Raw genomic sequence first — 22,164 nt, forward strand, 5'->3', positions numbered from 1 at the left:
GCGCTCACCCGGCCGCCCCGGGGGCGGCGCCCAGCGGCGGGGCGGGCCGGCCGCCGGCGTCGAGGTAGGACTGCGGCGGGCGCAGCCGCTGCCCGGGGTAGCCGCCCTTCTCGTACTTGAGGAGCTTGGCGGCCTTGTCGGGGTCGGTCTCGCCCTCCCCGTAGGCGGGGCAGAGCGGGGCGATGGGGCAGGCGCCGCAGGCGGGCTTGCGGGCATGGCAGATGCGGCGGCCGTGGAAGATGACCCGGTGGGACAGCATGGTCCAGTCGCTCTTGGGGAAGAGCGCGCCGACCGCGGCCTCGACCTTGTCGGGGTCGGTCTCCTCGGTCCACTTCCAGCGCCGCACCAGCCGGCCGAAGTGGGTGTCCACGGTGATCCCGGGCCGGCCGAAGGCGTTGCCGAGGACCACGAAGGCGGTCTTGCGGCCGACTCCCGGGAGCCTGACGAGTTCCTCCAGGGTGCCCGGCACCTCGCCGCCGAAGTCGTCGCGCAGGGCGACGGAGAGCCCGATGACCGACTTGGTCTTGGCGCGGAAGAAACCGGTCGGTCGGATCAGCTCCTCCACCTGGGCCGGGTCGGCCGCGGCGAGGTCCTCGGGGGTGGGGTAGGCGGCGAAGAGCGCGGGGGTGGTCTGGTTGACCCGCAGGTCGGTGGTCTGCGCGGAGAGCACCGTGGCGACCAGGAGTTGGAAGCTGTCCTCGAAGTCCAGCTCGGGGTGCGCGTACGGGTAGACCTCGGCCAGCTCGCGGTTGATCCGGCGGGCCCGGCGGACGAGCGCGGTGCGGGATTCGGGACGCTTCGCAGGGGTCGCGGCCGGGGGCGCGGCGCCCTTCGTCGGGGAGCGGCGGGGCGCGGTGGAGGCGGTGCGCCCCCGCGCCACGCCCGCCTGTTTTGTCTGTTTTGCGGCCCCGTTGGACGATTGTTCGCCCACAGCGGAATCATCCCCTGCCCTCACCTGGGCAGCCTCCTTACCCTGTGCTCTCACTGGTGATTTGGACACCCGGCCAGCCTAAAGCCCTGCACCACCACCCGCCCGGGACCTGGAGGATCGGCGCCCAATTGGCCCCCAGGAGCACTGCCCGGGACGTACGTACGGCAGACTTGTGACTGATCACACTGTTTGGACCGTCCGGCAAGATGGGGAGCACGGACCCCTGAGTCAGGTCGACAAGGAGAGAACTCGTGGACGACGTTCTGCGGCGCGCCCCGCTCTTCGCGGCGCTCGATGACGAGCAGGCCGCGGAGCTGCGCGCCTCCATGAGTGAGGTGACCCTCGCGCGCGGCGACGCCCTCTTCCACGAGGGCGACCCCGGGGACCGCCTGTACGTGGTCACCGAGGGCAAGGTGAAGCTCCACCGGACGTCCCCGGACGGCCGCGAGAACATGCTGGCCGTGCTCGGCCCCGGCGAGCTGATCGGCGAGCTGTCGCTGTTCGACCCGGGCCCCCGCACCGCCACCGCCACCGCGCTGACCGAGGTCAAGCTGCTCGGCCTCGGCCACGGCGACCTCCAGCCCTGGCTGAAGGCCCGCCCCGAGGTGGCCGCCGCCCTGCTGCGCGCGGTCGCCCGCCGACTGCGCAAGACCAACGACCAGATGTCCGACCTGGTCTTCTCCGATGTGCCCGGCCGGGTGGCCCGCGCCCTGCTGGACCTGTCGCGCCGCTTCGGCGTGCAGTCGGAGGAGGGCATCCACGTGGTGCACGACCTCACCCAGGAGGAACTGGCCCAGCTCGTCGGCGCCTCCCGCGAGACGGTCAACAAGGCGCTGGCCGACTTCGCCGGGCGGGGCTGGCTGCGCCTGGAGGCCCGCGCGGTGATCCTGCTGGACGTGGAGCGCCTCGCCAAGCGCTCGCGCTGACGCACCCGCACAACCCGCCGTGCCGGACGGTCCACCCGGGCCCTCCGGCACGCGTGCGTGCGGGACGGGCTACGGGATGAGCCCGTGCTCGCCCAGGTACGCCAGCTGGGCCCGTACCGACAGTTCCGCCGCCGGCCACAGCGAGCGGTCCACGTCCGCGTACACCCGGGCCACGACCTCGGCCGGGGTGCGGAAGCCGTCCTCGACCGCCGTCTCCACCTGGGCGAGCCGGTGGGCGCGGTGCGCCAGGTAGAACTCCATGGCGCCCTGGGCGTCCTCCAGCACCGGCCCGTGTCCCGGCAGGACCGTGCGCACCCCGTCGTCGACGGTCAGCGACCGCAGCCGCCGCAGCGAGTCCAGGTAGTCGCCGAGGCGGCCGTCCGGGTGGGCGACCACGGTGGTGCCCCGGCCGAGGACGGTGTCCCCGGTGAGCACCGCCCGGTCCGCCGGGAGGTGGAAGCAGAGCGAGTCCGCGGTGTGCCCCGGGGTGGGCACCACCCTCAGCTCCAGCCCGCCGGTGGTGATCACGTCCCCGGCGGCCAGCCCCTCGTCGCCCAGCCGCAGCGCGGGGTCGAGGGCGCGCACCGGGGTGCCGGTCAGTGCGGCGAACCGGCCGGCGCCCTCGGCGTGGTCGGGGTGGCCGTGGGTCAGCAGGGTCAGCGCGATCCGCTTGCCGGCCCGCTCGGCCGTCGCGCGCACCGCGCGCAGGTGCGCCTCGTCCAGCGGCCCGGGGTCGATCACCACCGCGAGCGGGGAGTCCGGTTCGGCAACGATCCAGGTGTTGGTGCCGTCCAGGGTCATCGCCGAGGGGTTCGGCGCCAGGACGTTCACCGCCCGGGCGGTGGCGGGGCCGGAGACCACCGCGCCGCGCGGCTGGCCGGGCAGCGCGTCGGCCGCGGTCATCGTGCCTCCTCGGTCCCGCCGGCGCCGTGGGCGGGCACCGTCTTGGCGAACTCCTCGTGCCCCGGCCAGGTCAGCAGCACCCGGTCGCCCTCCAGCCGGGCCCGGGCCAGGACCGGGGCCAGGTCCTGCGCGGGGGCGGCGGCCAGGGCCGCGCCGGCGGTGCGGAACCCGGCCAGGCGGCGCAGGGTGGCGATGGTCGGCGGCATCATCGTCAGTTCGCCCCGGTCGTACCCGGCGGCGGCCCGGGCGGGCGCGGTCCACACCGTGCGGTCGGCCTCCGTGGACACCGCGCGGGTGCGCTGGCCGGCGGGGAGCACGGCGACGAAGAACCAGGTGTCGTAGCGGCGCGGCTCGAACTCGGGCGTGATCCAACGCGCCCAGGCGCCCAGCAGGTCCGCGCGCAGCACCAGGCCGTGCCGGTCCAGGAACGCCGCGAACGAGGTCTCCCGGGCCACCAGGGCGGCCCGTTCGGCCTCCCAGGCCGCACCGGTGGTGTCGGCGACCACCGTGTCCGGGCCGGGTCCGGCGAGCAGCACCCCGGCCTCCTCGAAGGTCTCCCGGACGGCTGCGCACACGATCGCCTGCGCGGTGGCCTCGTCGACCCCCAGCCGGGACGCCCACCAGGCGCGCGGAGGGCCGGCCCAGCGCAGCGCGCGGTCGTGGTCGCGGTCGTCGACGCCGCCCCCGGGGTACGCGTACGCGCCCCCGGCGAAGGCCATCGAGGTGCGGCGGCGCAACAGGTGCACCTCGGGGCCGTCCGGGGCGTCCCGCAACAGCATCACGGTGGCGGCCCGCCGTGGCGGGGCGACCACGAGGGTGCCGTCGGCCAGGGCGCGGATGCGGTCCGGCCACTCGGGTGGGTACCACTGCCCGTTCGCCATGGCCGGAGGCTATCCGGCGCAGCGCGGATGTTCGAGGGGGCGGGGCCCGCGGGGCCGCCCTACCGGTCGGCCCAGCCCCGCAGCAGTGCCTCGCGCTCGCCCGCCCGGGGCGAGCCGCCCTCCCGGGCACGGCCCCAGCGGGACATCTCCGCGAGCGTCGTCGACATCGTCGCGGCGCCCTCGGTGAGACGGGCCAGGACGGCGCGGGACAGCTCGACCTCCGTCGCGGTGTAGCCCACGGCCGCGGCGGCGTAGGCGCCCAGCTCCCGTTCGTCCCCAAAGGCCGCCAGCCGCACCGTCATCAACAGCGGGGCGTCGTCCCCGCCGCCGCTGCCGACGCCGAAGGCCAGCACCGTGCCCAGGGCCATGTCGGCGACCGCGCCGACCTGCCGCTTCAGGGACTTCACCGGGACGTCCACCACCGTCAGGGCGCCGACGTCCTCCCACGGGTAGAGCCCGGCCTGCACGTGGCCGAGGGCCAGCACGCCCTCGGGGGTCAGCCGCACCCCGGGCGACTCCCCGGACGGCTTCGCGCCCACGTACACATCGCCCTCGACGATCCAGAACAGGCCCACCATGGCCATGGAACGCGCACCCCCAACTTCCCCGACCCGGCGGCCCCACCGCCGGGTGCTCCGCTCCGTACCCCCCGACGGGCACGGGCCGCTCACCGCCCGTACCCGGAACGCGCGGCGGTGCGGGGGAGTTCCCGCTGCGCCGTCGCCCGCCCGCGTCCCCCCGATCCCCGGCGCGGGCCGGGCGGCCGTGCGCGGAGGGTCGGAGGGACGTCCCGGGCGTCAGTCCTCGGTCAGCTCGACCAGGACCTCGACCTCGACCGGGGCGTCCAGGGGCAGCACCGCGACGCCGACCGCGCTGCGGGCGTGCACGCCCTTGTCGCCGAAGACCTCGCCCAGCAGTTCGCTCGCGCCGTTGAGCACCCCGGGCTGGCCGGTGAAGTCCGCGGCGGAGGCCACGAACCCGACCACCTTGACCACCCGGGCGACCCGGTCCAGGTCCCCGGCCACCGACTTCACCGCGGCCAGCGCGTTCAGGGCGCAGGTGCGGGCCAGGTCCTTGGCCTCCTCGGCGGTGACCTCGGCCCCCACCTTGCCGGTCAGCGGCAGGGTGCCGTCGACCAACGGCAACTGGCCGGCGGTGTAGACGTACGCACCGGTGCGCACCGCGGGCTGGTAGGCGGCCAGCGGTGCGGCGACCTGCGGCAGCGCCAGCCCCAGCGCGGCCAGCCGCGCCTCGACGGCCCCGCTCACTCGGACTTCTCGCGCTTCAGGTAGGCCACCAACTGCTCCGGGTTCGGGCCCGGCACGACCTGCACCAGCTCCCAGCCGTCCTGACCCCAGTTGTCGAGGATCTGCTTGGTCGCGTGGACGAGCAGCGGCACGGTCGCGTATTCCCACTTCTTGGTCATGCGGCGACTGTATCCGCTGTGGGGGGCGGCCTCCTGCGTAGCCCGGGGAGCCAGTGGTTAGGCTCGCCGTGTGAGCAGGTTCCAGGTCGTCAGCGGCAAGGGCGGTACCGGCAAGACCACGGTCGCCGCGGCGTGGGCGCTGGCCCTCGCCACCGAGGGCAAGCGCACCCTCCTGGTGGAGGTCGAGGGGCGGCAGGGCGTCGCCCAGCTCTTCGAGACGGAGCCGCTGCCCTACGAGGAACGGCGGATCGCGGTGGCCCCCGGCGGGGGCGAGGTGTACGCGCTGGCCATCGATCCGGAGCTGGCCCTGCTGGACTACCTCCAGATGTTCTACAAGCTCGGGGGCGCGGGACGCGCCCTGAAGAAGCTGGGCGCGGTCGACTTCGCCACCACCGTCGCCCCCGGCCTGCGCGACGTCCTGCTCACCGGCAAGGCGTGCGAGGCGGTCCGCCGCAAGGACGGGGCGGGCCGCTTCGTCTACGACCACGTGGTGATGGACGCGCCGCCCACCGGTCGGATCACCCGGTTCCTCAACGTCAACGACGAGGTCGCCGGGCTGGCGCGGATCGGCCCGGTGCACCACCAGGCGCAGGCCGTGATGCGGGTGCTGAAGTCCCCGCAGACCGCGGTGCACCTGGTGACGCTGCTGGAGGAGATGCCGGTGCAGGAGACCGTCGACGGCATCGCCGAGCTGCGGGCAGCCCGACTGCCCGTGGGTCGAATCATCATGAACATGACTCGCCCGCAGTTGTTGGACGAGGACTCCCTGGCCCGGGTGCGCGGGCAGGGGCCCGGCATCGGGCGCACCCGGGTCGCCGCAGCCCTGTCCGCGGCCGGACTGGGCGGTGCCCGCCGGGGCGGCCGGGCCGAGCGGCTGGTCGACCCGCTGCTGGCCCAGGCCGCCGAGTACGCCGAACGGCACGCCCTGGAGCACGCCCAGCGGGCCGTGCTGACCGACACCGGCCTGCCGCTGCGGGAACTCCCGCTGCTCACCGAGGGCGTGGACCTGGCGGGCCTGCACCGGCTCGCCGCGGAGCTGAGGGGACAGGACGCCGCATGACGCCGACCGCGGGGCAGCCGGACCGGGACCGCCCCTCCGCCGGACGCGAGGGGGGCGTCCTCGCCGTGGACCCCCTGCTCGACGATCCGCGCACCCGCATCGTGGTGTGCTGCGGAGCCGGCGGCGTGGGCAAGACGACGACGGCGGCCGCCATCGGGCTGCGGGCCGCCGAGCAGGGCCGCCGGGTCGTCGTCCTCACCATCGACCCGGCCCGCCGACTGGCGCAGTCCATGGGCATCGACGCGCTCGACAACGTCCCGCGCCGGGTGAAGGGCGTGGACGAGGCGGCGGGCGGCGAACTGCACGCCATGATGCTGGACATGAAGCGCACCTTCGACGAGATAGTCGAGGCGCACGCCGATCCCGAACGGGCCGCGGCCATCCTGGCGAACCCCTTCTACCAGTCCCTGTCGGCCGGTTTCGCGGGCACGCAGGAGTACATGGCGATGGAGAAGCTGGGGCAGCTCCGCGCGCGGGACGAGTGGGACCTGATCGTCGTGGACACCCCGCCCTCCCGGTCGGCGCTGGACTTCCTGGACGCACCGGGGCGGCTCGGCTCCTTCCTGGACGGCAAGCTCATCCGGGTGCTGATGGCCCCGGCGAAGGTCGGCGGCCGGGCCGGGATGAAGTTCCTGAACGTCGGGATGTCGATGATGACCGGCGCCCTCGGCAAGCTGCTCGGCGGTCAACTGCTGCGGGACGTGCAGACCTTCGTCACCGCCATGGACACCATGTTCGGCGGCTTCCGCACCCGGGCGGACGCCACCTACCGGCTGCTCCAGGCACCCGGTACGGCGTTCCTCGTGGTGGCGGCCCCGGAGCAGGACGCCCTGCGCGAGGCGGCGTACTTCGTCGAGCGGCTGGCCGCCGACCGCATGCCGCTCGCCGGCCTGGTCCTCAACCGGGTGCACGGCAGCGAGGCGGCCCACCTCTCCGCGGAACGGGCGCTGGCCGCGGCGGAGACCCTGTCCGGGGCCGGGGACGAGGCGCGGGACGAGGGGCAGCGGGCGGGCGAAGAAAATCTTGCCGGGCCCGGCATTGTCGATCAGGAGGGCGGGAAGACTGGACTGCGGAGCGACGATGCTCCCGAGGCGTCCCCCGAGCTCCCCGGCTCCCCCAGCCCGCGTGCCGCGCGCCTCCAGCCCCCCGCGCGGCCGGAGCCGACCGGCCCGCACGGATCCGACCGTCTCGCCGTCGGCCTGCTACGACTGCACGCCGAACGCATGCGGCTGCTCGCCCGCGAGCAGCGCACCCGCGACCGGTTCACCGCGCTCCACCCGGAGGTGCCGGTCGCCGAGGTGGCCGCGCTGCCGGGCGACGTGCACGACCTCTCGGGCCTGCGCGACATCGGCGCACGGCTGGCCGCCGCCGGCGCCCACGACGACGGCGGGGGAACGACACCCGCCGCCGGCACCCAGCCAGCACGGGACTGAGGCAACGGGGAACGACGGGGGCCCAGCCGTGCGTCCGGACGGATGAATGCGCCGGGCCGGAGCAACCCCGCACCCATGGACGGCGTCTTCCTGTGCAGGACGTCCCCGGTCGGACCTCACGCCCCGGCAGTTCCGGGGCAGGCACGGCCGGTTGACACCCGTGCGCAAGGCGTCACCGGACGCCATCGCGCACCGACGCCACCGCACCCGGAATGCCCTAGCACGAATCGCCGCTGCACGTCCAGGTGTTGACGGAGCGACACCCATGACGACGTCATTCGAACGAGTGACACCCGGACGGGCGATCCGTCCTCACGGACCCCTGCGTCCGGCCCGCGCGAGCACCCGACTCCCCGGGAGCGGTCTACCCGACGGCCGCGTAACTCTCGTACGGCACGGGCGCTTCGCCCATCTCGCGCACCGCCTCCACCTCATCGAGGTGCACGTCGTCGAGGTGCACGGGCAACAGCCCCACCCCGCGTTCGTACTCCGTGCGCGCGGTCTCCAGCAGTCTGCGCCAGGACGTGACCGTCGGCCGCCTGCGCAACAACGCACGGCGCTCCCGCTCGGTCATGCCACCCCAGACGCCGAACTCGACGCGGTTGTCCAGCGCGTCCGCCAGGCACTCCGTGCGCACCGGACACCCGGTGCAGACCGCCTTGGCCCTGTTCTGCGCTGCTCCTTGTACGAATAGTTCGTCCGGATCGGTAGTGCGACAGGCCGCCTGCGCACTCCAGTCGGTTACCCAGCCCATACTGGCGCCGTCCTCTCCCGAATTCGAGGCTCCCCCACGGCGGCAGCGGCATATGCACCGCCGCCAGTTGAGGACGTTACGGAAGGCTGGCACAGCGCAACACCCCCTTCGGGCCCAATCTTGAATGGCCCGAACGGACTATGCGTACGCGGCAGATCACCCAACGGAGTGACGCCGCGACATACGTGATGCAGGCCGCGAAGCAGGACGAATGACGTAGGCCAACTCGGACACCGCAGGACACGGGCGGCGGATTCGGTCGACGGACCCGGGCCGGCGCCGCTGGGCTGCCCGGCACTTCCCGCGACCGCCTCCGCACCGCGGAACAACTCCGCGACGACAGGAGGTTCCTGACCATCCGTGGGGTGGGGCGTCCGGCCGCGCTGCCGTGACAGTAGTAAGAAGCTTAGGCCAAGGCATGTGGGCCTGTCCGGCGAATCGCCAGGCGCCGTCCGGCGTCATCGCGCCACCGCCCCGTCACCCGCACGGAGCCGCCGCGGGCCCCGGCAACCGACTCCCGCCGGACTCGCGGCAGCGCCCCGCCGCACCGGCACGGGCCCGGGCGCGGCCCCCGCGAGCCGGGCCGGGCCGCTCCGCCCGGGACGTCACGGTCCGGTACGCGAACGCTCCGAGGACCCCCCGCTCCTACGGAATGCTCATCACTACGGATTAGGCTGCCCCCATGCCAAACAAGCGCTCGGGCGGTGGACTGTCTCCCACGCAACAGGCCGCCAAGTTCCTCGGTGTCAGCGTGCTCGCCGGAGTGGTGCTGGCCGGAATCGCGCTGCCCGCCGCGGGAGTGGTGGGCCTCGCGGCCAAGGGCTCGGTCGAGGGGTTCGACGAGATCCCCGCGAACCTGAAGCGGCCCCCGCTCAGCCAGCGCACCACGATCCTGGACGCCAGCGGCGGCCACCTGGCGACCGTCTACTCGCGCGACCGCACGGTGGTCCCGCTGAAGGACATCTCGCCGCACATGCAGAAGGCGATCATCGCGATCGAGGACTCCCGCTTCTACGAGCACGGGGCGATCGACGCCAAGGGCATCCTGCGCGCGCTGAACGAGAACGCCCAGAGCGGCGGCGTGGCCCAGGGCGCCTCCACCCTCACCCAGCAGTACGTGAAGAACGTCTTCGTCGAGGAGGCCGGCGACGACCCGACGAAGGTCGCCCAGGCCACCCAGCAGACCGTCGGCCGCAAGGTCCGCGAGCTGAAGTACGCGATCCAGGTCGAGGAGGAGCTGGGCAAGAAGCGCATCCTGGAGAACTACCTGAACATCACGTTCTTCGGGCAGCAGGCGTACGGCGTCGAGGCCGCCGCCCAGCGCTACTTCTCCGTCCCGGCCAAGGACCTTGACGTCGCCCAGGCCGCCCTGCTCGCCGGCATCGTCCAGTCCCCCAGCAGGTACGACCCGATCAACGACGAGGCGGAGGCCACCAAGCGCCGCAACGTCGTGCTCCAGCGGATGGCCGAGGTCGGGGAGATCAGCCAGGCGGAGGCCGACCGGGCCAAGGCCAAGGGGCTGGGCCTCAAGGTGAAGCGCCCGCAGAACGGCTGCATCACCGCCGTCAACGGCGGCGGCTTCTTCTGCGACTACGTGCGCAACGTCTTCCTCACCGACCCCACCTTCGGCAAGACCAAGGCCGACCGGGCGAAGATCTGGAACCGGGGCGGCCTCACCATCCGCACCACCATGGACCCCAAGGCGCAGGAGTCCGTGCAGGACTCGATCAAGAAGCACGTCTACCAGAGCGACAAGGTCGCCACGGCCATGACGATCGTGGAGCCCGGCACCGGCAAGATCCTCGCCATGGGCCAGTCCCGCCCGTACGGCCTGGGCAAGGGCGAGACCGTGCTGAACCTCTCGGTCGACAAGGACATGGGCGGCGGCGCCGGCTTCCAGCCCGGGTCGACGTTCAAGCCGATCGTCGCCGCGGCGGCCATAGAGAACGGCACGCCGCCCACCAAGGTCTACGACTCTCCCTACCAGATGGACTACCCCAGCCCGGTGGCCACCTGCGGCGGCAAGAACTGGGTGAACCTGTCCAAGGAGGACCTGGAGAACGAGAACGAGGCCGAGGTCGGCCCGTACGACATGAAGGAGGCGACCGCCAAGTCGGTCAACACCTACTACGTCGAGCTGATCAGCGACATCGGCATCTGCCCGGTGACCACCCTCGCCCGGCAGATGGGCGTCCAGCGGGCGGACGGCGGCAAGATGGCCCAGGCCCCGTCGATCGCCCTGGGCACCCAGGAGGTCTCCCCGCTGGCCATGGCGAGCGGCTACGCCACCTTCGCGGCCCGCGGCACCCACTGCACCCCGGTGGCCATCCAGTCGATCACCAACGCGGAGAAGAAGTCCCTCCCGGTGCCCAAGACCACGTGCTCCCGGGCGATGTCCGAGCGCACCGCCGACACCGTCAACACCCTGCTGAAGGGCGTGGTCGAGGACGGCACCGGCCAGGAGGCCGGCCTCGGCTCCCGCCCCAGCGCGGGCAAGACCGGTACCACGGACTTCCGCTACGCGGCCTGGTTCGTCGGGTACACGCCGAACGCGGCTGGCGCGGTCTGGGTCGGCGACCCGGCCCACGAGCAGCGGATGGTCAACATCACCATCGGCGGCCGGTACCACGACAAGGTCTTCGGCGGTCAGGTCCCCGGCCCCATCTGGCGCGACGCGATGGGCGGCGCCCTCGCCGACAAGCCGGCACCCGGCTTCAAGCTGGTGAACATCCCCGACGCCCCCAAGCCCAAGCCCGAGGGCGAGGAGGACGGCGACGGGGACGGGGACGGCGACCGCGAGGACGGCCGACCGGACACCGGACTGATCGGCGGACTCCTCGGCGGCACCGGTGACGGCCGACCGGGCGGCACCGGCAACCCGAGCGGCGGCAACACCGGCAACCCGGGCGGTCCCGGTGGCACCCCCGGTGGCCTCCCGGGCAACCCCGGCGGCAGGCCCGGCGCGCTCGGCGGCGGCGAGGGCGACTGACCCGCGCCACCACCGCGCTCCACGACATCGGGGCGCTTCCCCCACCTCTCCGGGTGGGGGAAGCGCCCCGATGTCCGTTCTCGGTGACCGAACCGCAGCTCAGCCGGCGAGCTGCTGCTTGACCAGGGCGGCCACCCGACCGCCCTCGGCGAGCCCGGCGACCTTGGGGTTGACGATCTTCATGACCTGGCCCATCGCCCGGGGCCCCTCGGCGCCCTCCGCACGGGCCTGCGCCACGGCCTCCTCCACGATCCCCCGCAGCTCCTCGTCGGTGAGCTGTTTGGGCAGGTACTCGGCGAGGACCTCGCCCTCCGCCCGCTCCCGCTCCGCCTGCTCGGCCCGCCCGCCCTGGGCGAAGGCATCGGCGGCCTCGCGCCGCTTCTTCGCCTCGCGGGCGATCACCTTCTGCACCTCGTCGTCGGAGAGCTCGCGGGCCCGGGTGCCGGCGACCTCCTCCTTGGTGATCGCGGTGAGGGTCAGCCGGAGCGTCGCGGAGCGCAGTTCGTCGCGTTCCCGGATCGCGGCGGTGAGGTCCGCCTGGAGCTTGGACTTGAGCGTGGTCATGGGGAGAGTGTCGCAGGCATGCACCGCGGAACGCCCGCCGTTTTGGCGGCGGTCCCGCCGGGGAACCCCCGCTCCGGACCGGCGGCCGAATGATCACACCGATTGCGAACGAGATGTTCGAGTCTGACACGATGGGGACATGCGTGCGCGTTATGGAGTGCCCCTCTCAATCGCGGCCGTCGGCGCCGCCGGTCTGCTCTACTCGGCGGGCTTCGAAGCCCGTTCGTACCGCCTCCGACGAGTGACCGTCCCCGTCCTGCCACGGGGCATGCGCCCCCTGCGGGTGCTCCAGGTGTCGGACATCCACATGGTGAGCGGCCAGCGCAAGAAGCAGCGGTGGCTGCGCTCGCTGGCCGGCCTGCGGCCCGACTTCGTGATCAACACCGGCGACAACCTGTCGGACCCGGAGGGCGTCCCCGAGGTCCTGGACGCCCTGGGCCCGCTGCTGGAGTTCCCCGGCGCCTACGTCTTCGGCTCCAACGACTACTACGGCCCGACCCTGCGCAACCCCGGCCGGTACCTGGTCGAGAAGGTCCGCGGCCAGCACGGCCTCAACGGCAACCCGCCCGCCGTGGGCGTCGTCCACAACCCGTGGGAACGGCTGCGGGACGGCTTCGACGAGGCCGGCTGGCTCGACCTCACCAACACCCGGGGCACCCTCAAGCTGCCGATCGGCCCGACCGGCGTGACCATCGGCCTCACCGGCCTGGACGACCCGCACATCAAGCGGGACCGCTACGCCGAGGTCGCCGGCGGCCCCGACCCCTCCGCCGACTTCTCGATGGGCCTGGTCCACGCCCCGTACCTGCGCGCCCTCGACGCGTTCACCGAGGACGGCTACCCCCTGGTCCTCGCCGGCCACACCCACGGCGGCCAGCTGTGCATCCCGTTCTACGGCGCCCTGGTCACCAACTGCGACCTCGACACCGACCGGGTCAAGGGCCTCTCCACCCACACCGCCGGCGGACGCACCGCCCACCTCCACGTCTCCGCCGGCTGCGGCACCAGCCGCTACACCCCCGTCCGCTTCGCCTGCCCCCCGGAGGTCTCCCTCCTGACCCTGGTCCCCGCCTCCTGACCCGCGCCGACGGGGCCCACCGGGGCCGAGGAAGCGGATTTCGCCTCCGGCCGCCGGTGGGCTAAAGTAAGCGACGTCGCCGCAGCGCGGGGACATCGGGGTGTGGCGCAGCTTGGCAGCGCGCTTCGTTCGGGACGAAGAGGTCGTGGGTTCAAATCCCGCCACCCCGACAGCCGTAGTACCAGGTCAGGGGCCTGATCCGCAGTGCGGGTCAGGCCCCTGATTGGTTCCTGGAGATTGCTTGGGAGAAATCTGGGAGAAGATCTTGATCGACCTCTCCCAGGAGCAGTCTCCAGTGCCGCAGGATGAGCTAGCGCTCAAGCGCCCTCGGACCTGCGCGTTCGCGAATCCAGGGCTCGTAGCTGACCAAGAACACCGCGGCGGGCCGCCCCAACGGTCGTTAGGAACAACGCACATGGCAGGTCATCGCTCAGCGCCTCCCCACGACCATGCCCGTACGCTCGCCCGGCGGGTCCGGGCGTTGCGGGAGGAGCGCGGGTGGACGCGTGAACGGCTGGCCAAGGAGACAGGCATCGCCGTCGGGACGCTGGGCCGTCTGGAGAGCGAGGGAGCGATCCAGTCGGGTTTCTTCACCGTCGGCGCGGTGGCCAAGGCTCTCTCGGTCTCCCTCGATGATCTCTTCCAGGCGGCCCAAGCCCAGCCCGTCCCGCCCGGTCTCTGGTCAGCCGGATACGAAGGGCGGGACATCGACTCGTTCGTCGCGTCGCTCGTCGACTGCCGCATCGGCGTCGTGGCGGACGTACGGCTCACCCCGATCAGCCGCAAGAAGGGCTTCAGCAAGACCCGCCTCGGAGGGGCTCTTGCCGAAGCCGGCATCGATTACACGCACCTGCGTGCCTTGGGCAATCCAAAGGACAATCGCGAGCCCTTCTGGGACGGCCGCGTCGAAGTGGGTCGGGCGCGCTTCCGTGGCCTCCTGCGGTCCGCGGAAGCTCAGGCCGACCTTGGGAGACTCGCAGAGCGTGCCCGAGCGTCACGGGTAGCGGTGCTGTGCTTCGAGAAGGACGAAAGCCGCTGTCACCGGCAGGTCGTCTTGGAGACGGTCCGCAGCCGGATCCAGGTGCCAGTGAATCCCTTGGCCTGACTTCGTCACCGGTTTTCGCACGCACCCTTGCAAGCAGCGCATGCCTCTCGTCCAATCAGATCGGGGAGATCGATGGAGGGGGCATCCCATGGCGTCGGCGACATTCGGGAAGCGGCAGCGCGCACGGATCATGATCACGGTCAAGACGTATCCGGAGCTGTCCAGTAAGTACCGCGAGACCAGCTGCGTGGCCGGCATACGCCTCGACCAAGGCAAGCCGCAGCACGTACGGCTCTTCCCTGTGCCTTTTCGGCTCCTGAGCGAGGAGGCCCAGTTCTCCAAGTACTCGATCATCGAAGTCGATGTCGAGCCACACCGCCTTGAGCGAGACTCCCGTCCAGAGAGTCTCCGGCCCTATCTCGACACGTTGGAGATAGTGGGTGAGGTACCGCCCGACGGCGGCTGGCAGAAGCGCTATCGGCACGTAGAGCCGCTGGTCGCCTCGTCCCTCTGCGCCATCAAGCGGGATCAGGAGAAACGAGGAACGTCCCTCGGCGTCTTCCGCCCCGCCGAGATCACCCGCTTCCGGCTGGAGGCCGCCGAGCCCTGGTCTGTCTCCAAAGCCGCGCTGGCCGACCAACTCGACTTGTTCGAGCAGGAGCTGAACCCGCTGGAGTGGGTGCCGCTCGACCTCCGCTACAGCTTTCGCTGCGCCGAAGCAGACTGCCCGACCCACGACATGGGGCTGAAGGATTGGGAGGCAGGACAGTCGTACCGCAAGTTCCTGCGCAAGTACGGTGAGCACGGGGTCCGTGATGCGCTCCGCGAGCGCTGGTACACGCGGATGTGCGCCCCAAGCCGGGCCGTCCACTTCTTCGTCGGCAACATCGCGGCCCATCCCAAGACGTTCATGCTGCTGGCCGTCTTCTACCCGGAGCGGAAGGTCGTCGAGTACATGCAGGACAGCCTGTTCGGCGAGTGAGTGAAACGCTCCTGCCAAAGACTCAGGCAGACTTGCTGTGCTGCTGCGCGTCACTCGCTTCGGACGCTCCGAACTGCTTTGGAAACGGGGTGACCGTCTTCATGCGGGGCTCCCTACCAAAGAACGACCGATACTTCTCAACGGTGCCGATCTCCCTGACGACCTTCTTCACCCAGGCGGGCGTATAGACGTACGCGCCGAACGCCTCGCTGTAGATGCAATACTTCGCGTTCGTGGCGTGCGGATCGGAAGCGCCAGTGGCAGGTCTGACCCCGAGCCGTCGCCACATCTTGGCGTGCTCGTTGTGGACGCTGAATTCGAAGGGCACCTGATCTTCTACGAGGCGAGCCACTCGTCCAGGGAGCAGTTTGTCCCTGTCTGCCACTTCGACGTGCTTGACCTTCTCGATCACCGTGCCGAGACGACCGGCCTCGACCATGGTCCTGCGCTCGCTCTCGCTCAGTTCGTCGAGCTTGACGAAATTGATCGCTAGGTCGGCGTCCGTCTTCGACCCGATAATGGGCACGAGCCGTACGCGGTAGTCGTATCGGAGGTCGTCGAGCAGTGCAGGATCGATGGCGGCCTCAAACTTCGCCACCAGGTCACGGGTGTGCTTCGGCAGCTTCTTGGCCGCTGCCTGGAGCTGCTCCCGCCCCTCAGCGGTGAGGGCCTGAAGCGAGATCGGGAATCGGAGCCGATCGGCAAGGCTGCACTCGGGGCCGAAGTGGGCGACCATTTCCTGCTCGTAGTTCACTACGAGCGCCTGGGCCCTGCCACCTGTGACGATCTTCAGGTTGTGCTCGTAGCGGTGCTCCACCTTGTTGCGAAGCGCCACAAAGAGTTCCCCATTCAAGCGCACGGGATCTTGGTTGTCGGGGAACCGCTCCCTCAAGCAGCGGTCCAGATCCCAAGCCTTGGGTTCACCGTCGATCAGCTGGTGATGACCAGTCTTGGGATCGCTGTAGTGGTAGTCGATCTTCGCCTTGTGGAACTCCGCATGGAGCAGGTAGTGCCACGCCTTGTGCATGTGCGTGAGGAAATCGCTGTAGTTACCAGTCGTGCAATTCCACTCATCCACCGCTTTGAGGGCGTGCCGCTGCGACTCCATGAGGATGTGGCGCCAGCGCGCGTATGCCATGTCGTACGTCCTTCTCGTCCACAAGAAGGGTCACACCAACGGCCGCATCAGCACAAGCACGATTCTCACAACCAGTCAGGAAGAGCAGTCGTTCACAACTTCACCGTACGGATACCGTCCCACCCAGCCTGATGCCCCACAATAGTGTTGTGGGGCATCAAATAGGGCTACCGAGGGGCTGCCATACGTGTGCGCAGGAGGTCGTCCAGCACGCGTACAGGGGAAGTTGGGCACATGACCAGGCGAGTGCAAAGAGCCGCCTCCCACTGCTCGGTCAGGCCGAGCATAAGGCGGGAGCGCATGCCACGGGTGACGTGCGCGTAGCGCGCCGAGACAGAACCGTCGATGTGGCCCATGCGTTCGTCCATGAGGACCTTCTCCGTACCGAGGTCCTCCATCATCGTGCGGTGGGTGTGGCGAAGGCCGTGGGGTATGAGGCCCTTGGCGATCGGGAGCCAGCAGGCGTCCGCCCGAGCAGCAGCGCCCCGGCCTCGGGCCGGGACGCCGGGCCACGGTTCACCCAGGATCGGCACGGGGCGAGCCTCCTGCGGAGCCTTCTTGGGGTACCAGCCTGATGCTGCCGGGGTGAACAGCCAGGTGGCGAAGCCGTTTCGGCGCCAGTGAGCTGCGTGCTCCGACGTGGCGCCACCTCGTACGAACCTAAGCTCAGCGATGGCGAGTTCGACGCGTACGCGGGTGTCCTCGCTTACGCGGTCGGGGTGGTTGAGGACGTTCGAGACCGTGCCCGTGGAGACTTCGGCACGGCGGGCGACATCGACGAGCTTCGCGCCCTGGTGGCCTCCTGTGCGCGCCGCGCCTTGGCCTCGGAAGACGTACGTCCTGCCGTGGCAAGGGCAGGGCGTCGGCTTCGTACGGGCGATGTGGTTGAAGACCAGGGCGGACAGCCAGTCCATCGAGTCGATGGTGCGGTAACTATCGTCCTTGGGCGGACAGCGCACCAGCTCTCCGGTGTCCAGCTCGTACAGCTGCCATTCGACGCGAAAAGCGGCAGGTCAGACGAACTCCGTTTCCAGGCCAACGATTTCGCCCCACCGCTTGCCGGTGTAGCCCTTGAGAACCGTGGCGACGAACTCGTCGTCACGCCCGGAGAGCAGGGACGCCCGCTCGGCGGTCAGCAGGATGCCGAGCGCGTCGGTGACGACCTTCTCCGGGCCTCGGTCGCGAGAGCGGCCGGCGCGCTTGCCTCGTCCGCGACGCCGGGCGGCCGGGTTGGACGTGAGCAGGCCCTCGTCGATCGCGTCCTCGAAGATCAGGTGGAGCGTGGAGCGCCAGGTCTTGACGCTCGATGCCGCGTAGGCCGCGCGCTCCTTCTTCTCCCACAGCTCGACGTCCGTGCGCAGGATGCTGGCGAGTGCCTTGTCCTCGAAGTCAGGGAGCAGGTGCTCCTCGATGTGGCGCTTGTAGTTCTGCATGGTCGAGGCGGCCAGGTCCTGGGAGGCGTACCAGCGGCTCGCGTACTCGCCGAAGGTTTCCTGGCCGAGGCCCGGATTGCGCCAATGGCCACGACGAACGGCCACCTCTTCGGCGTCTGCGGCCTGCTTGGCCTCGCGCTTGGTGGCGAACTTGACCACAGCGCCCGTGGAATCGGCGACGGTGCCGTACTTGCCGTCCTCGATCTTGTAACGGCCACGCCAGTAGCCACTGCGCTTCTCTGCGTACCCCACAGATCTCCCTCCCTTCTGTCGTATGGGGTGCGTTAAGCAGCTGCTTCGTACTGGGACTTGGTCATCCGGCGCGGTGGCCGGGCCTGGAGCCGGACAGTTGGTACAGCCACATCGGGCCGGTGCCGAGTGGGAGGCTTGCGCGTCGGCGCAGAAGCGCCGCCCGTGCGCTGCGCATTCACGGCCGGGCGCTCTTCGTGCATGCGGATGATCTCCGCGAGGTGCTCGTCCGAGAAGCGGTAAGCACGGCCAACGCGGGTGAACGGGATGAGTCGGCGGCGGGCACGGTCCTTGACCCACCAGGCGGAGCAGCCGAGGACGACTGCGACTTCCTCGGGGACGTAGAGACGCGGCAGGCCGGCCTCGGCGGGCGAAGTCGGTACGGAGGCAGGGGTTATCGCGGGTTGGCGCAAGGGGTGGGTCCTCTTCTGGCGGGCATGGGGCGCGGCAACGCCGACCCGCCGGTCGATCGCTAGGGATGTGGGTGAGCTGCCCGGCCTGGGGGTTTGCGGCTCCAGGCCAGGAGGGGGTGCCGGAGGCTACGCCTCGCCGGTGGAGTGACCGTCACGGCCACCGGGCGGAGGGCCATGCATCTTCAGCATGGTCTTGCTGGCCTCCTCCGCGATGGCGCTCTGGACCATGAGGTCGGCTTCCTCGCGGATATCGGGGTGCTCGGTCAGGTAAGCGTCGAGCGCGTCGCGCGCCTCGGTGAAGGCGATGTTGGCTCTTTGGGTGGCGCGGAACGCGTCCACGACCTCGTCGATAAGTTCCATGGCGCGGGCCTTGGCGGCCAGCTGCGGTGGCCCGACGAGGTTGCGCAGGTCGATGCCGAGGACTTCGGCGAAGCCGATGGCGTCGTCCAGGTTGATGCGGCGCTTGCCGTTTTCGATCCGCCAGACCGCGGACGGGTTCATATCAAAGCCGGCCTCGTTGAGCCGGTCCGACAGGGCGTTGGTGCTCCAGCCTCGCGCCTCGCGCTCCACCCTGATGCGAGTGGCAACGTTCGCCTCACCGCTGAGCAGAACGCCTTCGGACGGTTCCTCCTCCGCCACCGGCACCTCCTTCCGTTCGTAGCGATGCACTGCCGTTTGCAGCACAGCCTAAACAGTAGCATCGCTACTGCGAGATGCAAAACACTTCTGCGATCCGCAATTCGTGTGGCATAGTGGTGGCATCCCACCTCATTGCCCTCAGGAGTCCGCACGCCCGCACGTCACATGAAAGAAGCCCCCGGCAATGCCGGGGGCTCAAGCGCAAACCTCTCAACCGCCATCCCTAGCGATCAACCTGCGGAGACCGGGATTGCCGTCCCATATGGCCCGCAAGCAGAGGAGCTGATGTCCAGTATGACCGATGCCCAGCCGAATACGCTATCCCTTCCCGACGGCTCCGGTACGTCGTGGCCCCCAGTCGCCGTCCCCGGCCAGCCGTCCGGCGCTGCTGCGCCTCCAATGGAAGAGGACCCCGACGACATGGCCTCGCCTACGTCGCTATCCGAGGGGGTGCAGATCCTGGACGACCTGCGGGCGCAGCTAAAACGGTACGTGGCGATGCCGAGCGAGGAGGCCGTCACGGCGGTGGCCTTGTGGGTCGCGGCGACGCATCTGCAGCGTGCGTGGCAGCACGCGCCACGCCTGGCGATCGTCGCGCCGGAGAAGCGGTGCGGTAAGTCCCGCCTACTGGACGTGGTCACCGAGACCGTGCACAACCGGCTGATCACGGTTAAGAGGCCGTATCTCAACCGAACGTGATCGGTTGATTTCTGCTGGTCAGGCATGGTCTAGCTCGGGGTGAGGGAGGCATGTCGCGTCTTGTGTTCGCTTCATGGGCGAGGGGTGCGCGGTGGCGTCGGTGCTGGGAATGCTGGAGGAGCGGGAGGCGGCTGCCCGGGTGCGGGTGGAGGGGCTGCGGGAGGAAGTCGCGCGGTTGGCTGAGGTGTTGGAGGCCGCGGAGATCGAGCTGGACCGGCGGGTGATCGCGCGGGAGGAGCTGGTCGAGGCCCTGGCCGTGTCCGCCGCCGAGACGACTGCCGTGACCGAGGCGAAGCAGGAAGCGGTGTCCTCACCGGTGCCGGGGTCGGTGGTGCCGCCCTGGCGGGACGGGTTGTCGGTGGCCGTGCTCGCGCCCGACTACCGGCGGATTCTGGGCGTGCTGGAGGAGCGGCGGTCCGCGGGCAAGGGACCGGTGAAGGCCAAGGAGATCGCGGCGGAGCTGGGCCTTGGGGCGGCGCCGGGGAAGGTCGAGGGGGTGCGGTCGAAGGCCAGGCGCCTGGCGGAACGTGGGTGGCTCCTCTTGGAGGCGTCGGGGATGTTCAGTGCCGGCCGGCGGCCTGTGGCCGTGCCAGACGCCGGCTCATCCGCGTGATCATCGACCACCGGATCACGGCCTCACTGCTGGCCGGCAACGTCTCGTAGTCCCGGGCCAGTCGACGGGAGTTCATCAACCACGCGAACGTGCGTTCTGCCACCCAGCGTCTGGGCAGCACCACGAACCCCGTCATGTCGTCGGTGCGCTTGACGATCTCCAGGGTCAGGGCGAGTTTGTCCCGGCACCAGTCGACCAGGCCTCCGGTGTAGCCGCCGTCGGCCCAGACGAGGGTGATGTCGCGGTGCAGGCGGCGCAGGCGGGTCAGCAGTCCTGCCGCGGCGTCCCGGTCTCCGATGTTCGCGGCGGTGACCGCGACGACCAGGAGCATGCCGAGGGTGTCGGTCACGATGTGGCGCTTGCGGCCCGGCACCTTCTTTCCGCCGTCGTAGCCGCGTGAGGCGGCCGGTACTGTCGCGGCGGCCCGCACCGACTGGGCGTCGATGATCCCTGCCGTGGGCTCGGCCTCGCGGCCTTCGCGTTCACGGACCTTCCCGCGCAGCCGGTCGTGGAACTCGGTGATCAGCCCGTGCTCGCGCCAGCGGCGGAAGAAGGCGTAGACCCGGCCCCAGGCGGGGAAGTCCGCGGGCATCGCCCGCCAGGAGATCCCGCCCGCGACCAGGTAGCGGATTGCGTCCAGCAGCTGGCGGTGGCAGTAACCCTCGGGGCGTCCACCCCGCCCGTTCAGCCAGGCCGGGACCGGCAGCAACGGCCGCACGGCCGCCCACTCCGCGTCCGTCATGTCCGACGGATACCGCCGCACCCGGTCGGGATGGTCCGCCGCGTTGCCGTACACGTGCGCGAGGCAATCACACGATGGTGCGGCCGAGTTGAACTGGACGGGCTCGGACACGTAGAACAAGGACACCAGGGCCTCCCGGTACTGCTCGATCAGATTCGCATCCCCGAGCTACCGAGAGGCCCTGTCTTCATGCGCGTACAACGGGAAGATCACCCGGGTGGGAAGCCTGTTCGAACCGCGCGTTCCATGATCGGTTGAGATACGGCTTCTAACGCCAGCGCGGCGGCGATCTTCCGGTCGATCGACGGGGAGGACCCGCCGACACTGCTGGTCGACGAGGCCGACACCATGTTCAGCTCCACCAAGGCCGCGGAGAAGAACGAGGAGGTCCGCGGACTCATCAACGCCGGACACCAGCGTGGCCGGCCGACACTGCGAGTGTCCGGCCCCGAGCACCAAGTGCAGGAGTTCCCCACCTTCGCCATGACGGCACTGGCTGGGATCGGCGACCTGCCGGACACGATCATGGACCGTGCGGTGGTCATTCGAATGCGCCGCCGAGCAGCGGGCGAGAAGGTGGCGTCATTCCGCACTGGCCGGGACACTCCAGCCCTGAACGCGATCCGCGATCGCCTCCGCGTCTGGCTCCAGCCGCTCTATGAACTGGCCATGGAGATGGAGCCACCGATGCCGGTCGAGGACCGCGCGGCAGACACCTGGGAGCCGCTGATCATCGTCGCCGATCTCGCCGGTGGCGACTGGCCCGGGCTCGCTCGTACCGCCTGCCGCACCATGACCGACTACGAGGCCGGCCAGGACGAGGAGGGCGGCCTGCGCACCCGCCTCCTGACCGGCATCCGCCGCGCCTTCGCCGCCGTCGGCGACCCTGCCGTGCTGAGCACGAAGCACCTGCTGGAATCGCTGAACGCGGACAGGGAAGCACCTTGGGCGGAGTACGGCGCAAACGGCCTGACCCCGCGCGGCCTGCAACTGCTGCTCAAGCCGTACGGCATCGGCTCGGCCAACCGCCGCTTTCCCGACGGCACTCAGGCCAAGGGCTTCGCGCGCAACCAATTCCTCGACACCTGGGCGCGCTACTGCCCTGAGCCGAAGACTGCAGACGCACCCGCCTCTTCAGCCAACGGTCCGCAGCCCAGCACCGCAGCCTGACTCGACTCCACTCGCTTCACTCGTCCCCTCGCAGGTCAGCGCGGGGACGAGTGAAGTGCCCGCAACGAGTCGTCTCGACATCACCACGCCACTCGT

20 protein-coding genes, 1 tRNA gene and 3 pseudogenes are annotated in these 22,164 nt (G+C 70.6%); 11 read left to right on the plus strand and 13 right to left on the minus strand.

Going from position 1 to position 22,164, the window contains the following annotated elements; all coding sequences use genetic code 11:
• Positions 1 to 4 precede the first annotated feature (4 nt).
• Positions 5 to 880 carry an endonuclease III gene (gene nth / locus ACSMX9_RS11900; RefSeq protein ID WP_445402238.1) on the minus strand — a complete coding sequence of 292 codons (876 nt, stop codon included), beginning with the start codon at positions 878 to 880 and terminating at the stop codon, positions 5 to 7.
• A gap of 302 nt (positions 881 to 1,182) precedes the next feature.
• On the opposite strand from nth, the gene ACSMX9_RS11905 reads away from it, so the two are divergent.
• Positions 1,183 to 1,857: a Crp/Fnr family transcriptional regulator gene (locus ACSMX9_RS11905; protein WP_351238164.1), complete on the plus strand. Its 675-nt coding sequence runs from the start codon at positions 1,183 to 1,185 to the stop codon at positions 1,855 to 1,857.
• 69 nt (positions 1,858 to 1,926) lie between these two features.
• Here ACSMX9_RS11905 and ACSMX9_RS11910 read toward each other — a convergent pair whose 3' ends face one another.
• From ACSMX9_RS11910 to ACSMX9_RS11930, 5 genes are all read right to left on the minus strand, one after another.
• The gene (locus tag ACSMX9_RS11910; RefSeq protein ID WP_445402240.1) at positions 1,927 to 2,760 is read right to left on the minus strand and encodes an MBL fold metallo-hydrolase; all 834 of its coding nucleotides are present in this window, start codon (positions 2,758 to 2,760) and stop codon (positions 1,927 to 1,929) included.
• Entirely contained in the window at positions 2,757 to 3,641 is an 885-nt protein-coding gene (locus tag ACSMX9_RS11915) for an NUDIX hydrolase (RefSeq protein WP_366115203.1), read from the minus strand. Before ACSMX9_RS11915 ends, ACSMX9_RS11910 begins: the two co-directional genes overlap by 4 nt.
• Positions 3,642 to 3,700: 59 nt before the next feature.
• A complete protein-coding gene (locus ACSMX9_RS11920; RefSeq protein ID WP_445402242.1) occupies positions 3,701 to 4,225 on the minus strand; it encodes a hypothetical protein in 525 nt (174 codons plus the stop codon).
• A 213-nt stretch (positions 4,226 to 4,438) separates the two neighbouring features.
• Positions 4,439 to 4,909, minus strand: coding sequence for a RidA family protein (locus ACSMX9_RS11925; protein ID WP_445402244.1), 471 nt, complete (start codon positions 4,907 to 4,909; stop codon positions 4,439 to 4,441).
• Positions 4,906 to 5,067 (minus strand): DUF4177 domain-containing protein, encoded by a 162-nt coding sequence (locus ACSMX9_RS11930; protein WP_351238155.1) that lies wholly within the window; start codon positions 5,065 to 5,067, stop codon positions 4,906 to 4,908. Before ACSMX9_RS11930 ends, ACSMX9_RS11925 begins: the two co-directional genes overlap by 4 nt.
• Positions 5,068 to 5,137: 70 nt before the next feature.
• Between ACSMX9_RS11930 and ACSMX9_RS11935 the strand changes: the two genes are divergently transcribed.
• The gene (locus ACSMX9_RS11935) at positions 5,138 to 6,127 is read left to right on the plus strand and encodes an ArsA family ATPase (RefSeq protein WP_445402246.1); all 990 of its coding nucleotides are present in this window, start codon (positions 5,138 to 5,140) and stop codon (positions 6,125 to 6,127) included.
• The gene (locus ACSMX9_RS11940) at positions 6,124 to 7,560 is read left to right on the plus strand and encodes an ArsA family ATPase (protein ID WP_445402248.1); all 1,437 of its coding nucleotides are present in this window, start codon (positions 6,124 to 6,126) and stop codon (positions 7,558 to 7,560) included. Before ACSMX9_RS11935 ends, ACSMX9_RS11940 begins: the two co-directional genes overlap by 4 nt.
• A 364-nt stretch (positions 7,561 to 7,924) precedes the next feature.
• Here ACSMX9_RS11940 and ACSMX9_RS11945 read toward each other — a convergent pair whose 3' ends face one another.
• A complete protein-coding gene (locus ACSMX9_RS11945) occupies positions 7,925 to 8,314 on the minus strand; it encodes a WhiB family transcriptional regulator (protein WP_351238149.1) in 390 nt (129 codons plus the stop codon).
• A 682-nt stretch (positions 8,315 to 8,996) separates the two neighbouring features.
• Here ACSMX9_RS11945 and ACSMX9_RS11950 point away from each other — a divergent pair.
• Positions 8,997 to 11,303: a transglycosylase domain-containing protein gene (locus ACSMX9_RS11950; protein WP_445402250.1), complete on the plus strand. Its 2,307-nt coding sequence runs from the start codon at positions 8,997 to 8,999 to the stop codon at positions 11,301 to 11,303.
• A 99-nt stretch (positions 11,304 to 11,402) separates the two neighbouring features.
• Here the strand turns inward: ACSMX9_RS11950 and ACSMX9_RS11955 are convergent, their stop codons facing one another.
• Positions 11,403 to 11,867, minus strand: a complete 465-nt coding sequence (locus tag ACSMX9_RS11955) for a GatB/YqeY domain-containing protein (protein WP_445402252.1) — start codon at positions 11,865 to 11,867, stop codon at positions 11,403 to 11,405.
• A 139-nt stretch (positions 11,868 to 12,006) separates the two neighbouring features.
• On the opposite strand from ACSMX9_RS11955, the gene ACSMX9_RS11960 reads away from it, so the two are divergent.
• The 4 genes from ACSMX9_RS11960 to ACSMX9_RS11975 all read left to right on the plus strand — a co-directional run bounded on the left by ACSMX9_RS11960 (position 12,007) and on the right by ACSMX9_RS11975 (position 14,972).
• On the plus strand, positions 12,007 to 12,945 hold the full coding sequence (locus ACSMX9_RS11960) for a metallophosphoesterase (protein ID WP_445402254.1): 939 nt from the start codon (positions 12,007 to 12,009) through the stop codon (positions 12,943 to 12,945).
• A 96-nt stretch (positions 12,946 to 13,041) separates the two neighbouring features.
• Positions 13,042 to 13,115: transfer RNA gene (locus ACSMX9_RS11965), tRNA-Pro, on the plus strand.
• Between the two features lie 245 nt (positions 13,116 to 13,360).
• Positions 13,361 to 14,050 carry a DUF488 family protein, N3 subclade gene (locus ACSMX9_RS11970; protein ID WP_445402256.1) on the plus strand — a complete coding sequence of 230 codons (690 nt, stop codon included), beginning with the start codon at positions 13,361 to 13,363 and terminating at the stop codon, positions 14,048 to 14,050.
• Between the two features lie 88 nt (positions 14,051 to 14,138).
• The gene (locus ACSMX9_RS11975; protein ID WP_431035543.1) at positions 14,139 to 14,972 is read left to right on the plus strand and encodes a hypothetical protein; all 834 of its coding nucleotides are present in this window, start codon (positions 14,139 to 14,141) and stop codon (positions 14,970 to 14,972) included.
• Between the two features lie 22 nt (positions 14,973 to 14,994).
• Here the strand turns inward: ACSMX9_RS11975 and ACSMX9_RS11980 are convergent, their stop codons facing one another.
• The 4 genes and pseudogenes from ACSMX9_RS11980 to ACSMX9_RS11995 form a co-directional block, all read right to left on the minus strand.
• Complete coding sequence (locus ACSMX9_RS11980) at positions 14,995 to 16,110, minus strand: DUF3644 domain-containing protein (RefSeq protein ID WP_445402258.1); 1,116 nt, start codon at positions 16,108 to 16,110, stop codon at positions 14,995 to 14,997.
• A gap of 167 nt (positions 16,111 to 16,277) precedes the next feature.
• Positions 16,278 to 17,795 (minus strand): annotated as a pseudogene (locus tag ACSMX9_RS11985) (LacI family DNA-binding transcriptional regulator).
• Positions 17,796 to 17,827: 32 nt separating this feature from the next.
• Positions 17,828 to 18,205: a helix-turn-helix domain-containing protein gene (locus ACSMX9_RS11990; protein WP_445402260.1), complete on the minus strand. Its 378-nt coding sequence runs from the start codon at positions 18,203 to 18,205 to the stop codon at positions 17,828 to 17,830.
• Positions 18,206 to 18,331: 126 nt separating this feature from the next.
• Positions 18,332 to 18,889, minus strand: coding sequence for a helix-turn-helix domain-containing protein (locus tag ACSMX9_RS11995; protein ID WP_445402262.1), 558 nt, complete (start codon positions 18,887 to 18,889; stop codon positions 18,332 to 18,334).
• A gap of 249 nt (positions 18,890 to 19,138) precedes the next feature.
• Here ACSMX9_RS11995 and ACSMX9_RS12000 point away from each other — a divergent pair.
• Positions 19,139 to 19,516: pseudogene (locus ACSMX9_RS12000) on the plus strand (DUF3631 domain-containing protein); the annotation flags it as partial.
• A gap of 100 nt (positions 19,517 to 19,616) precedes the next feature.
• Positions 19,617 to 20,156, plus strand: coding sequence for a hypothetical protein (locus ACSMX9_RS12005; RefSeq protein WP_445396964.1), 540 nt, complete (start codon positions 19,617 to 19,619; stop codon positions 20,154 to 20,156).
• Here the strand turns inward: ACSMX9_RS12005 and ACSMX9_RS12010 are convergent.
• Positions 20,104 to 20,898 carry an IS5 family transposase gene (locus ACSMX9_RS12010; RefSeq protein ID WP_445402961.1) on the minus strand — a complete coding sequence of 265 codons (795 nt, stop codon included), beginning with the start codon at positions 20,896 to 20,898 and terminating at the stop codon, positions 20,104 to 20,106. The genes ACSMX9_RS12005 and ACSMX9_RS12010 overlap by 53 nt on opposite strands.
• A 270-nt stretch (positions 20,899 to 21,168) precedes the next feature.
• Here ACSMX9_RS12010 and ACSMX9_RS12015 point away from each other — a divergent pair.
• Positions 21,169 to 22,068, plus strand: a pseudogene (locus tag ACSMX9_RS12015) (DUF3631 domain-containing protein); the annotation flags it as partial.
• Positions 22,069 to 22,164: the final 96 nt, after the last annotated feature.

This window comes from Streptomyces sp. LE64, assembly GCF_052606915.1.

Bases quoted from the DNA above. Each gene is read 5' to 3' on its own strand.
- ACSMX9_RS11910 (WP_445402240.1), bottom strand. From the start codon at position 2,760: ATGACCGCGGCCGACGCGCTGCCCGGCCAGCCGCGCGGCGCGGTGGTC.
- ACSMX9_RS11915 (WP_366115203.1), bottom strand. From the start codon at position 3,641: ATGGCGAACGGGCAGTGGTACCCACCCGAGTGGCCGGACCGCATCCGC.
- ACSMX9_RS11920 (WP_445402242.1), bottom strand. From the start codon at position 4,225: ATGGCCATGGTGGGCCTGTTCTGGATCGTCGAGGGCGATGTGTACGTG.
- ACSMX9_RS11930 (WP_351238155.1), bottom strand. From the start codon at position 5,067: ATGACCAAGAAGTGGGAATACGCGACCGTGCCGCTGCTCGTCCACGCG.
- ACSMX9_RS11940 (WP_445402248.1), top strand. From the start codon at position 6,124: ATGACGCCGACCGCGGGGCAGCCGGACCGGGACCGCCCCTCCGCCGGA.
- ACSMX9_RS11945 (WP_351238149.1), bottom strand. From the start codon at position 8,314: ATGGGCTGGGTAACCGACTGGAGTGCGCAGGCGGCCTGTCGCACTACC.
- ACSMX9_RS11950 (WP_445402250.1), top strand. From the start codon at position 8,997: ATGCCAAACAAGCGCTCGGGCGGTGGACTGTCTCCCACGCAACAGGCC.
- ACSMX9_RS11955 (WP_445402252.1), bottom strand. From the start codon at position 11,867: ATGACCACGCTCAAGTCCAAGCTCCAGGCGGACCTCACCGCCGCGATC.
- ACSMX9_RS11960 (WP_445402254.1), top strand. From the start codon at position 12,007: ATGCGTGCGCGTTATGGAGTGCCCCTCTCAATCGCGGCCGTCGGCGCC.
- ACSMX9_RS11970 (WP_445402256.1), top strand. From the start codon at position 13,361: ATGGCAGGTCATCGCTCAGCGCCTCCCCACGACCATGCCCGTACGCTC.
- ACSMX9_RS11975 (WP_431035543.1), top strand. From the start codon at position 14,139: ATGGCGTCGGCGACATTCGGGAAGCGGCAGCGCGCACGGATCATGATC.
- ACSMX9_RS11980 (WP_445402258.1), bottom strand. From the start codon at position 16,110: ATGGCATACGCGCGCTGGCGCCACATCCTCATGGAGTCGCAGCGGCAC.
- ACSMX9_RS12005 (WP_445396964.1), top strand. From the start codon at position 19,617: ATGGGCGAGGGGTGCGCGGTGGCGTCGGTGCTGGGAATGCTGGAGGAG.
- ACSMX9_RS12010 (WP_445402961.1), bottom strand. From the start codon at position 20,898: ATGACGGACGCGGAGTGGGCGGCCGTGCGGCCGTTGCTGCCGGTCCCG.